10 protein-coding genes are annotated in these 11,481 nt (G+C 73.2%); 3 read left to right on the top strand and 7 right to left on the bottom strand.

From position 1 onward, the window contains the following. Positions 1–181 precede the first annotated feature (181 nt). Positions 182–490, top strand: a complete 309-nt coding sequence (locus AC5K6T_RS07875) for a ferredoxin (RefSeq protein ID WP_493206853.1) — start codon at positions 182–184, stop codon at positions 488–490. 79 nt (positions 491–569) lie between these two features. On the opposite strand, the gene AC5K6T_RS07870 is transcribed toward AC5K6T_RS07875, so the two are convergent. The 4 genes from AC5K6T_RS07870 to AC5K6T_RS07855 all read right to left on the bottom strand — a co-directional run bounded on the left by AC5K6T_RS07870 (position 570) and on the right by AC5K6T_RS07855 (position 4,890). Continuing rightward, a complete protein-coding gene (locus AC5K6T_RS07870) occupies positions 570–1,154 on the bottom strand; it encodes a hypothetical protein (RefSeq protein WP_493206851.1) in 585 nt (194 codons plus the stop codon). A gap of 296 nt (positions 1,155–1,450) precedes the next feature. Then, positions 1,451–2,353: a tRNA (adenine-N1)-methyltransferase gene (locus AC5K6T_RS07865; protein ID WP_493206849.1), complete on the bottom strand. Its 903-nt coding sequence runs from the start codon at positions 2,351–2,353 to the stop codon at positions 1,451–1,453. 61 nt (positions 2,354–2,414) lie between these two features. Further along, positions 2,415–4,124, bottom strand: coding sequence for a site-2 protease family protein (locus tag AC5K6T_RS07860; RefSeq protein ID WP_493206847.1), 1,710 nt, complete (start codon positions 4,122–4,124; stop codon positions 2,415–2,417). Between the two features lie 625 nt (positions 4,125–4,749). Next, positions 4,750–4,890 carry a hypothetical protein gene (locus AC5K6T_RS07855; RefSeq protein ID WP_493206845.1) on the bottom strand — a complete coding sequence of 47 codons (141 nt, stop codon included), beginning with the start codon at positions 4,888–4,890 and terminating at the stop codon, positions 4,750–4,752. Here AC5K6T_RS07855 and AC5K6T_RS07850 point away from each other — a divergent pair. Beyond that, positions 4,889–5,695 (top strand): RecB family exonuclease, encoded by an 807-nt coding sequence (locus AC5K6T_RS07850; protein ID WP_493206843.1) that lies wholly within the window; start codon positions 4,889–4,891, stop codon positions 5,693–5,695. The genes AC5K6T_RS07855 and AC5K6T_RS07850 overlap by 2 nt on opposite strands. Before the next feature lie 14 nt (positions 5,696–5,709). Continuing rightward, on the top strand, positions 5,710–6,384 hold the full coding sequence (locus AC5K6T_RS07845) for a response regulator (protein ID WP_356689794.1): 675 nt from the start codon (positions 5,710–5,712) through the stop codon (positions 6,382–6,384). Between the two features lie 284 nt (positions 6,385–6,668). Here the strand turns inward: AC5K6T_RS07845 and AC5K6T_RS07840 are convergent, their stop codons facing one another. The 3 genes from AC5K6T_RS07840 to AC5K6T_RS07830 all read right to left on the bottom strand — a co-directional run bounded on the left by AC5K6T_RS07840 (position 6,669) and on the right by AC5K6T_RS07830 (position 11,286). Further along, positions 6,669–8,255: an ABC transporter substrate-binding protein gene (locus tag AC5K6T_RS07840; RefSeq protein WP_493206840.1), complete on the bottom strand. Its 1,587-nt coding sequence runs from the start codon at positions 8,253–8,255 to the stop codon at positions 6,669–6,671. Between the two features lie 96 nt (positions 8,256–8,351). Next, a complete protein-coding gene (locus tag AC5K6T_RS07835; RefSeq protein WP_493206838.1) occupies positions 8,352–9,953 on the bottom strand; it encodes an ABC transporter substrate-binding protein in 1,602 nt (533 codons plus the stop codon). A gap of 634 nt (positions 9,954–10,587) precedes the next feature. Beyond that, positions 10,588–11,286, bottom strand: coding sequence for an HAD family hydrolase (locus AC5K6T_RS07830; RefSeq protein WP_493206836.1), 699 nt, complete (start codon positions 11,284–11,286; stop codon positions 10,588–10,590). Positions 11,287–11,481 lie beyond the last annotated feature (195 nt).

Raw genomic sequence — 11,481 nt, 5'->3', positions numbered from 1 at the left:
ACCCCTAGATCACAAAGACGGTCGGGGTGTGTCCGATCTTCACCCTTGCGCTCTCCCTCACGCCAGGGGGATACCCACCGAACACGGTGGGGAAGCGGACGGAGGTAGGGTCGAGGTGTTCAACACCCGTCAGGGCCTGGAAGGTTCCCGAAAGGTCCGGCGAAGGATTCGGGCAGGAGAGATGACCGTGCAGCAGGACGCCGCCGTGGCCGCGGGCGAGGCGCTGGAGGTCTGGATCGATCAGGACCTGTGTACGGGGGACGGGATCTGCGTGCAGTACGCGCCTGAGGTGTTCGAGCTGGACATCGACGGCCTGGCGTATGTGCGGGGCTCCGGCGAGGAGCTGCTGCAGACGCCGGGGGCGACGACTCCGGTGCCGTTGCCGCTGCTCACGGACGTGGTGGACTCGGCGAGGGAGTGTCCCGGCGAGTGCATTCACGTACGGCGCGTCTCGGACGGTGCCGAGGTCTACGGGCCGGACGCGGAGTGACGGCGCCTCGCAGGGTGTGACGGCGCCTCGCCGGACGTGAGGGCCGCACCGGACTCCCGCACGGTGTGCCGCCGGACGGTCACACGCTGCGCGCGCCGGACGGCGTGGAGCGGGCGAACGCACCGTTCGTCCACCGCCACTTCACGGTGTCGGTGACGTCGGGGCAGCAGGTGGGCACGTCGGGCGACGAGTAGCCGAGCAGGTCGGCGCGGACGGCGCCGCCGCGGACGGCGATCTCGGTGACCTTGCGGCGTTCCCGGGCGTCGACGAGGGTGGCGACCACCCGCGGCTGCGCGGTGTCCGCGTCCCGGGTGAGGACGTACACCGCGTCGGGCGGCGTGCTCATGCCGGCGTCGCAGTGCACGACGGCGACGGTCTCCGGGCGGCCGTCGCCGTCGAGGTCGCCGGTGGCTCTCCGGGCGATCACGAGGTCCACCGGGCCGCAGTCCAGCGGGAAGTCGACCCCGTCGGTGGCGGGGGGTGCGGCGGCGGGGGCGGCGGATGTGCCGCCGGGGCGGAGCCCGGCCGGCTGGGCCGCGGTGGCCGCGTCGGGCTGGACGACGGCGGACAGGGCGACGACGCCGGCGACGGCGGTCGCGGTGGCGAGCCAGTGGACGGGGCGGGCGTGGGTGTGTGCCAGTTCCGGGACGGCGGGGTGCTGCACGAGGAGTGTCTCCTGTGAGGGCTGTGCCGGTGGGGTGGCCAGCATGGTGCCACACGTCACAGCCGGGGGGAACGGCGGGGGTGCGAGTTGTCCGGGCCCGATGTCCGGGCCGTCGTCCGGGCCGTCGTCCGGGCGGGTTCCGCGTGGGGTTGGCGTGGGGTTGCGCGGGTGCCTTGCGGGGTCGTCCGCAGCTGTGCCGGGGCAACGCCGCCGCGCCGTGGCGGAGTTCCCGGTCGGTCGGGGGAACTCCGCCACGGCGCGGCGGCGTTGTACGGGTGTGCGGCGGGCCGGCCGGGTCAGCGGGCCTGGCCTCCGTCGGCGTTCGGGCCGGTGTAGTCCTCGCCGTAGGCGCCCTTGGCGGGGCGTCGGCGTCGCATGGGCGGCTCGACGCCGTCGGCCAGGCGGCGGGCGGTGAGGAGGAAGCCGGTGTGTCCGATCATGCGGTGGTCGGGGCGGACGGCGAGGCCCTCGATGTGCCAGTTGCGGATCATCGTCTCCCAGGCGGTCGGCTCGTTGAAGCAGCCGATCTCGCGGATGGACTCGACGGTCCGGGCGAGCTGGGTGGTGGTGGCGACGTAGCAGCACAGGATGCCGCCGGGGACGAGGGCCTTGGAGACGGCGTCCAGGCATTCCCAGGGAGCGAGCATGTCGAGGATGACACGGTCGACGTCGGTGTCGCTGAGGTTGTCCTGGAGGTCGCCGACGGTGAGCTGCCAGGCGGGGTGCGGTCCGCCGAAGTAGCGCTCGACGTTCTGCCGGGCGATGTCGGCGAAGTCCTCGCGGCGCTCGTAGGAGTGCAGCATGCCCTGGTCGCCGATGGCGCGGAGCAGGAAGCTGCTGAGCGAGCCGGAGCCGACGCCGGCCTCGACGACGCGGGCGCCGGTGAAGATGTCGGCGAAGGCGAGGATCTGGCCCGCGTCCTTCGGGTAGACGACGGCGGCCCCGCGGGGCATGGACAGGACGTAGTCGGGGAGCAGGGGGCGCAGCGCGAGGTAGGCGACGTTTCCGGTGGTGCGGACAACGCTGCCCTCGGGAGCACCGATCAGTTCGTCGTGCGGGAAGCTTCCCTTGTGGGTGTGGAAGTTCTTCCCGGCTTCGAGCGTGAACGTGTAGTGGCGGCCCTTGGGGTCGGTCAGCTGTACCTGGTCCCCGACCTTGAAGGGCCCGCGCCTGCGGGCGGCACCGGTCGGTTCGGACATGTGACCAGGGTACCGGGGTTTGCGGGGGCCGCCGACCAGGGCGGGCGGCCGGCGGCGGGGGTCAGGAGGGGCGGGCCATGGCCTTGACGAAGGCCCGCTCGACGTCGGCGGCGGACAGGACGCCGTAGATCTCGCCGGTGTCCTCGACGACGAGGTACTCGGTGGCGGGGGTGGCGCGGAGGACGTCGAGGAGGTCCTCTCCGGCGAGTTCGGCGGAGACGCGCATGCCGTCGGTGAGGTCCTGGGCGAGGCCGCTGACGGCGACCCAGGGGCGGCGGTGCTCGGGTACGCCGACGATGGCGGCTTCGCGGACGAGGGAGCGGGGGGTTCCGTCGGGGTCGACGACGACGAGCGCGCGGGCTCCGGCGGCGTTGGCGCGGCGCAGCGCTTCGGACAGGGGGGTGTGGCTCTCGACGGGGACGGCGCGGCGGGTGAGGGCGCGGGCGCGGAGCTCGGGGAGGTGTTCGCGCAGGCGGGCGACGCGGAGGCTGTTGCCGGCACCGGTCCAGATGATCGCGGCGAGGATGGCGGCGAGCAGCGCGTCCATCACGGTGTCCATGCCGACGTTGTCGACGGCGTTGCTGCCGAGGGCGCCGGACTGGGTGAGCAGGGGCAGGCCGATCAGGACGGAGACGGCGAGGGCGCGGCCGACCCAGGCGGCGGCGACGGTGCCGCTCATGGGCCTGCCGGTGATCTTCCAGACGACGGCGCGGAGCATGCGGCCGCCGTCGAGGGGCAGTCCGGGCAGGAGGTTGAAGGCGGCGACGATGAGGTTGGAGATCATCAGGCCGGCGAGGAGGACACCGGGGACGGTGCCGGGTTCGACGGTCTGGAGGGCGCCGTAGAAGACGCCGGCGAGGACGAGGGAGAGCAGGGGGCCGACGAAGGCGAGGACGAATTCGCGGCCGGGGGTCTCGGCTTCCTTCTCGATCTCGGAGACGCCGCCGAAGAACTGGAGCTGGATGCGGCGTACGGGGAGCCGGAAGCGGAGGGCGGCGACGGTGTGGGCGAGTTCGTGGACGAGGACGGAGGCGTAGAAGGCGACGGCGAAGAAGAGGGAGACGAGGTAGCGGGCACCGCCGAGTTCGGGCAGGACGCGGTCGAGCTGACCGCCGAAGACCCAGGTGATGAGGGCGGCGACGAGGAACCAGCTGGGGGCGACGTAGACGGGGACGCCGAAGGGGCGTCCCATGAGGATGCCGCCGCCGGGCTCGCGCTGCCGCGTGGGCCGGCCCTTGCCGCGGCCGGGGCGGCCCTTGCCGTGGCCCGGCGGGGTGCGGGGGTGGTCGCCGGGTGCCGGGCCGGTTCCGCGTTCGGTGTGGGCGAGGGTGCGGTGGCCGGGGGCGGTGCGGTCGGGCGCGGGGGGAGCGGGCGCGGGAGGGGCGGGCTCGGCGGGCGTGGGCTTCGCCGCTTCCGGGGTGGTCGCGGCCGGTCCGGGCACCGGGTCCGGTCCGGGCCCCGGTTCCGGCGCGGGAGCGGGTTCCGGCGCGGGAGCCGGCTCCTCCCCCGGTTCCGGTCCGGCCTCCGCACGGACTGCCGGGCGGGGCGGGGGCCGGTGTCCGGCGGCGTGCCGCGGGCCGTCGGGCCGCTCGGGGACGGGCTCCCGCACGGTGGGGCCGGTGGGCAGCGGGGCAGGGCTCGGTGCGGGCTCCGGCGCGGTGTGGCCGGCGGAGTCCGCGGGGCCGGGGTGCGGGGCCGGGTCGGCCGGCCGCCGCTCGGCCGGTTCGGTGTCGTCCGGCCGCGGCCGGCCGCTCCCGCCGCTCTCGTCCACGGTGTCCCCTCGTTCGATGCGTCTTCCGCGCCTGCCGGGCGGAAGGGTCTGGGGTCGATGGTATGCGGCTTGCCCGGCACGTTCCGCTCCGGCACCCCCGGTCGCACCCGTCTCGGCGGGTGCCCGGGGGCCGCTCCGCACCGCCGCCCGGCCGGGGCGGGAGCGTGCGGCCGTCCGCGCACCGGTCGTGACGGGCGCTTCGGCGCCGGTCGCACCGGGCCCCGCCGCCGCTGCGGCGTGGGTGCCGGGCAGCGCCGGTCGTTCTACGGGTCACCAGCCCCGGCCGGTGTACACGGTCCGCGTCCGCGCCGTGCGGCATCCGGCGGTTCCGGGCCTGTGGCCCGGCGTCCGCGGGCGGTCGCGGCGCCGCCGCGGGACCGGCCGCGGCGGCCGGTGGACGCCGCGGAGGCGAGCCGGGGGCCTTCCGGTCCCGTGAGCGCCGGGTGGCGCCACAGGTCCGGCGGGAGTTCCCCGGATCGCGTGAAGGCCGGGGAAGGCCGGGGAGCGGCGACGGGGGCCGGAGGGGATCCCGGTACGTGCGGGAGTGCGGTGCGTGACGGTGAGTGCCGCAGGGATGCCGGTGAGTGCCGACGCGTAGGTGACTGTCGGTGGCGGGCCGTAAGGTCTACGGCATGGAGAGCAGCAGCGAGAGGGCGGCGGGTGCCGCGGGGCCGGCGGACGGCGAGGGGTGCGCGGAGGGCTCCGGGCCGGTGGCGGGGGCCGCTGCGCCCGCGTCGTTGTCGCCGTCTCGGGCGAGTGACTTCATGCAGTGTCCGCTGCTGTACCGGTTCCGGGTGATCGACCGCCTGCCGGAGAAGCCGAGTGAGGCGGCGACCAGGGGGACGCTGGTCCATGCGGTGCTGGAGCGGCTCTTCGACGCCCCGGCCGCCGAGCGGACCGCGCCGCGCGCACGGTCGCTGGTCCCGGGGCAGTGGGACCGGCTGCGGGAGTCGCGGCCGGAGGTGGTGGAGCTGTTCGCGGACGATCCGCAGGGCGAGCGGCTGGCGCGCTGGCTGGGTGAGGCGGAGCGACTGGTCGAGCGGTGGTTCTCGCTGGAGGACCCGACGCGGCTGGAGCCGGCCGAGCGGGAGCTGTTCGTGGAGGCGGAGCTGGAGTCGGGGCTGCGGCTGCGCGGGATCATCGACCGGGTGGACGTGGCGGCGACGGGTGAGGTGCGGATCGTCGACTACAAGACGGGCAAGGCGCCGCGGCCGGAGTACGCCGAGGGTGCGCTGTTCCAGATGAAGTTCTACGCGCTGGTGGTGTGGCGGCTGAAGAGGGTGCTGCCGCGCCGTCTGCAGCTGGTCTACCTGGGCAGCGGGGACGTGCTGACGTACGACCCGGTGCCTGACGATCTGGAGCGGGTGGAGCGCAAGCTGCTGGCGCTGTGGGAGGCGATCCGGCTGGCGACGGAGACGGGGGACTGGCGGCCGCGGCGGACGAAGTTGTGCGGCTGGTGCGACCACCAGGCGCTCTGTCCGGAGTTCGGGGGTGCTCCCCCGCCGTATCCGCTGCCGGTGAGGGCGGCCGGTGCGGCCGTGGTCCAGCAGGGCAGAATGGGGCCGGACTAGCGAAGGAGACTTACGTGGCCATCCGTGTCCTACTGGTCGACGACCAGCCCCTGCTGCGCACGGGCTTCCGGATGATTCTGGAGGCGGAGCAGGACATCGCGGTCGTCGGCGAGGCCGGGGACGGCCTCCAGGCCCTCGATCAGGTGCGGGCGCTGCAGCCCGACGTGGTGCTGATGGACATCCGTATGCCGCGGATGGACGGGGTGGAGGCGACCCGGCAGATCACCGGGCCCGGGCGGGACGGCCCGGCGAAGGTGCTGGTGCTGACGACGTTCGATCTCGACGAGTACGTGGTGGAGGCGCTGCGCGCGGGGGCCAGCGGGTTCCTGCTGAAGGACGCCCCGGCGAACGAGCTGGTGCAGGCGATCCGGGTGGTGGCGGCGGGTGAGGCGATGCTGGCGCCCAGCATCACGCGCCGGCTGCTGGACAAGTACGCCACGCATCTGCCGTCGGGGGACGAGCCCGTGCCGGACACGCTGCACACGCTGACCGAGCGTGAGGTGGAGGTGCTGAAGCTGGTGGCGCGCGGGCTGTCGAACGCGGAGATCGCCGCGGACCTGTTCGTGAGCGAGACGACGGTGAAGACGCATGTGGGGCATGTGCTGACGAAGCTGGGGCTGCGCGACCGGGTGCAGGCCGCGGTGTACGCGTACGAGAGCGGTCTGGTGCGCCCCGGCGCGCAGCAGTGATCCGGGCGGCGGTGCGGAGGGGGCGCTGACGCCGGGTCACTGCTGCACGCGGGCAGGCGGGTGCAGCGATGCGCCGGGGCCCGGTGGGGCGGGGCCCGGTGGGGCGGGGCCCGGTGGGGCGGCCGGGGTGCGGGGCCGCCGCGCGGCCGGCGCCGCGGGTGCGGCCGGGTCGGCCCGGTGCGATGCGGCGAAGGGCGCCCTCCCTGGCGGAGGGCGCCCTTCGGGCTGCCGGGGTCCCGGCGCGCGGCCGGCCGCCGGACGTGGGGCGGGCCGGCCGGCGGCGGTCAGTCCTTGCTCTTGTCGAGCTCCCAGAAGCGGAACACGGTGGAGGCGTCGAGGCAGTACTCCAGGCCGTAGACGCCGTCGGCGACGACCGCGTACTGCTTGGCCTGCCAGATGGGCAGCAGGGGGATCTCGTCGGCGACGATCTGCTGGAGCTGGCCGAAGTCGTTGTCGGTGGCGGCGCGGTTGCTCTCGCCCGCGGTGCGCGGGATGAGCGTGCTGGTGATGGTCCTGTTGGCGTAGTTGTTGCCGAGGACGTTGTCCTTGCCGAAGAAGGGCGAGGTGAAGTTGTCGGCGTCGGGGTAGTCGGGGACCCAGCCCTTGACGTAGACGCCGTACTTGCCGGCCGCGATGTCCTTCTCGTACTGGTCGAAGGGGACGGACTTGACGTCGGCGGCGAACAGGCCGCTGTCGTTGAGCTGTTCGGCGATGGCCTTGAGCTCCTGGTCCGTGGCGGGGCCGTAGCGCGACGGGGTGGACCAGAGGGTCAGCTCGACCTTGTCGGTGATGCCGGCGTCCTGCAGGGCGGACCGGGCCTGGGCGCGGGAGGGGCGGGCACCGTAGGTGTCGAAGAAGGCGGTGTTGTGGCCGTCGATGCCGGCCGGGATGATCGAGTAGAGCGGGGTGGCGGTGCCCTCGTAGACGTCCTTGATGAGGGCGTCGCGGTCGAGGAGGAGGGCGACGGCCTTGCGGACGGCGAGCTGTCCGGCCACGGGGTCGTCCACGTTGAACACCAGGTGCTGGACCTCGGCGCTGCTGCCCTCGACGACCTCGATGCCGGTGCCGTCGGAGGAGGCCTCGATGTCGGCGATGTCGCCGGCGCTCAGGCCTCGGTAGGCGATGTCCACGTCGCCCTGCTGCAGGGCGTTCTTCAGGGCCTTCTGGTCGCCGTGGAAGAACTTGAGGGTGACGCCGGAGTTCTGGACGTCGGCGGTGCCCCGGTAGTTGCCGTTGACGGAGAAGACGGCTTCGTCGTCGTCGAAGGAGTCCAGCTTGTAGGGGCCGGAGCCGCTGGCCTTGCCGTCCTTGCGGAGCTCGCCGGCCTGGTAGTCGCGGTGGTTGACGATGGAGCCGGCACCGGAGGCGATCTTGCTGGGGAAGGTGGCGTCGGGGACTCCGAGGTGGAAGACGACGGTCTTGTCGTCGGGGGTCTCGATCTTCTCCAGTCCCGGGAACATGATCGCGGGACCGGCGTCGTCGTTGATCTTCAGCATGCGGTCGAAGGAGAACTTGACGTCCTCGGAGGTGAGGGCGTCGCCGTTGCTGAATTTCAGGCCGTCCTTGAGGGTGCACTCGTAGACGGTGGTCCGCGCGTCGGTGAAGTCGCAGCTCTTGGCGAGCTCCGGCTCGGGCACCGTGCCGCCCTTGGGGAAGCTCAGCAGGGACTGGAAGACGTTGTTGAACAGCAGCCACGAGCCGGGGTCGTAGCCGGATGCCGGGTCGGTGGCGAGGACGTCGTCGGACATCCCCATGACCACGGTGGGGCCCGACCCGCCGGAGCCGCCGGAGTCGGAGCCGCACCCGGTCAGCAGGCCGGACGCCAGCCCGGCCACGAGCGGCAGGACCGGCCACTGGTTGCGCATGTTCACGTGCTTGTGCCTTGTCGTCGTTCTCGGAAGTTCCGGACCCGGATGGTGGCCCGGACTCTCCGGGCCGCCGTCACGGCCTCGGAGAACGCGGGTGCGTCAGCCGCTCACACCGCGGCTGAGCTCCCACAGCTGGAGGGTGGAGGAGGAGTTGAGGACGTATGCGGTGCCGGTGACCTGGTCGCGGGTGGCGATGTACTGCTTGCCCTGCCACAGCGGCAGCACGGGGACGTCCTCGGCGACGATGTCCTGGATCCGGGTCAGGCTGGTCGCGGCGGAGCCCCGGTCGGCCTCCCGGCGGGAAGCGGGGATGAGGGTGTTGCGGATCGTGCTGTTGGAGTAGGGGGAGTTGAGGAAGTTGTCCGCGTCGAGGAACGGCGCGAGGTAGTTGTCGGCGTCGGGGAAGTCGGGGAACCAGCCCATGCCGTAGACGTCGTAGGAGCCCTTGCGCTGGGCGGGCACGAACGCGTCCCAGGGGGCGCCCTCGATGGTGACGTCGAACAGGCCGCTGTCGTTGAGCTGCTTGCGCAGCACCTCGAACTCCTTCTTGGTGGCGGCCCCGTAGTGGTCGGTGGTGTAGTGCAGGGTCAGCTTCACGGGGGTGCTGACGTCCGCTTCGGCGAGCAGCGCCTCGGCCTTGCTGACGCTGGGGTCGCCGTAGCGGTTGAAGAACGCGTTGGAGTGGCCGGTGATGGTGGCCGGCACGAGCGAGTAGAGGGGCTCGGCCTGGGAGCCGTACACCTGGGAGACGAGTTCGCTGCGGTTGACGACCTGGGCCACGGCCTGCCGGACGGCCTTGGTCTCGACGCCGGGGGCGTCGGTGTTGAAGGCGAGGTAGCGGATCTCCAGGCCGGGCAGGTCGCGCAGTTCGACGTTCTCGGCCGGGTCGACGGTGAGTTTCTGGATCTGCTCCGGCGACATGGTGCGGGTCATGACGTCGATGTCACCCTTCTCCAGGGCGCTGTCCATGTCGGAGGCGTCCTCGAAGGAACGGAACTCGACCTTGTCGTTGTTGACCGTCAGGGTGCCCTTGTAGTGGGTGTTCCTGGTGAACACGGCCGAGACCATCTCGCCGTCGCGCACTTCGGGCTTGAGGGTGTAGGGGCCGGAGCCGCTCACCTCGAAGCCGCCGCGGAGCTTGCCCTTGTCGTAGTCGGCGGGGTTGACGATCCCCGCGACCGGGGTGGACAGCTTGTACGGGAAGGTGGCGTCGGCGGTCCGGAGGTGGAAGATCACATCGCGGTCGCCCCGGGCCTCGACGGTGTCGATCTCCGACAGCAGGGCGAAGACGCCGGAGTCGGCCTTGAGGGCGAGCGCGCGGTCGATGGAGTACTTGACGGCCTTCGCGGTCACCGGGGAGCCGTCGGCGAACTTCAGGCCCTCGCGCAGCCGGCAGAGGTAGCGCTCGTTGCCGGTGTCGGTGAAGGTGCAGCTCTCCGCCGCCTCGGGGACGGGCTCGCCGTCGCCGCGGGGCTGGATCATCAGCGTCTGCACGGTCTGGCGCAGCACGTTCCAGCTGCCGACGTCGTAGGCGTACGCCGGGTCGAGGGGGGCGGGGGCGTCGTCGGTGGCGATGAACCGGTCGGTGGTGCCGACGGCGATGCCGCCGCCGTCGCCCTCGCCGTCGGACCCTCCGCAGGCGGCGAGGACCGGCGCGAGCAGGCCGATCACGGCCGGCAGCACCAAAATCTTGCGGTTCATGCTGGTGTTACTCCACTGCGGTAGGTCCGTGGGTCGCCTCGGCAGGGGTGGCGCCGCGGGCTCACGGTGAGGGGGGTGTTGTTCTCGCGACGAGGTTAATGTGCGCCCGCTCCAGGCTTCGCGCTCACCGGAGTTGGGCGCTCATCACGCTGCGAAACCGGGCGTGGACGCACCGATGTTGCGACAGTGGAAGGTTTCGTACAGCGTCCCCCCAATCCGGACACAAGGGTGGGGGTGCGGTACGGAAAAGGGGGCGGAAGGCACGGGGGGACCCCCCTGTCGAGGGGTTGCGAGGTGGTGAACCTCACATCGGGGCGGCGTTCGCACCGAACGGAATCCGGCCATCCGGCCGGAGGGACCGGTCGGTGTACGCGCCTCCGGCCCGGCGCGCCGAGGGGGCGCCCGCGCCGCGAGGGGGTGCGAGAGGGGCGCCGGGCGCGTCGGACGGCCTGGCGCCCCGGGCTTTGGTGCACGGCTCGCGGGGCGGAGCGGGCGGGCCCGCCGGGGCGCGGGCCCGCCGGGGCGCGGGGCACACGGGGCTGGGCAGCGGGGAGAGCGGAGGCCGGGTGAGGTGCCGGTGGGCGGGTCCGCGGGGTGCTGCCGGTGCGTGCGCGGTCCGCCCCGCCGTGCGGCGTCAGGCCGCGGTGACCAGGCCGCGCAGGAAGGCGAGGTCGACCTCTTCCAGGGAGCCGACGACGGTGCGCCGCAGGGCGGGCACGATGGGCGCCACGGACGGCACGGCCACGACGTGACAGCCGGCCGCCTCGGCGGCGGCGACGCCGGTCGCGGTGTCCTCGACGACGGCGCATCTGGCCGGGTCCACGCCGAGTCCGGCGGCCGCGGCGAGGTAGGGGTCGGGGTGCGGCTTGGTGTTGCGGACCTCGTCGCCCGCCACGCTCAGCCGGAAGTGCTGGTGGCCGAGTGAGGTGAGCACGCGGTCGATGATGCGCCGGTGCGAGGCGGAGACCAGGGCGGTGGGGATCTCGTGCGCGGCGAGCTCGGCCAGCAGCCGGGCGGCGCCGGGCATCAGGGGCAGCGCGCCGGAGATGCGGCTCTCGAAGCCCTCGTTGAGCAGGACGCTCAGCTCGGCGAGGGCGATGTCCGCACCGGTCGCCTCGATCAGGAACCCCGCGCTGCGGGTCATCGGCCCGCCGACCACGACGTGGCGCCAGGAGTCGTCCAGGGTGTGGCCGAGCGCGGCGAACACCTCGACCTCGACGTCCCACCAGAACCCCTCGGTGTCCACCAGGGTGCCGTCCATGTCGAGGAGCACGGCCTGCAGAGTCGGGCCTTCGGCCGTGCGGGTGCCCGGTGCGGGGACCGTGGTGGTCATCCGGCGTACCTCCTTCGGGGACACGCAGGCCGGTCCCCGTGCGGGAACCGGCCTGCATTGGACCGACCAGTGTACGTCGGGCGTCGCGCAGACGCCTCGTTTGAACGGCGTGCACGGGGGGACACGGGGGGACACGGGGTCTGCGCGCGGGGACGCTGCGGCACGGCTCGACCGGTGGTCCCGCGGGAGCGGGAC

The organism is Streptomyces sp. B8-7 (assembly GCF_058833805.1).
The sequence above is the reverse complement of the archived record's forward strand: the minus strand, read 5'-3'. Positions and strand labels throughout refer to the sequence as shown.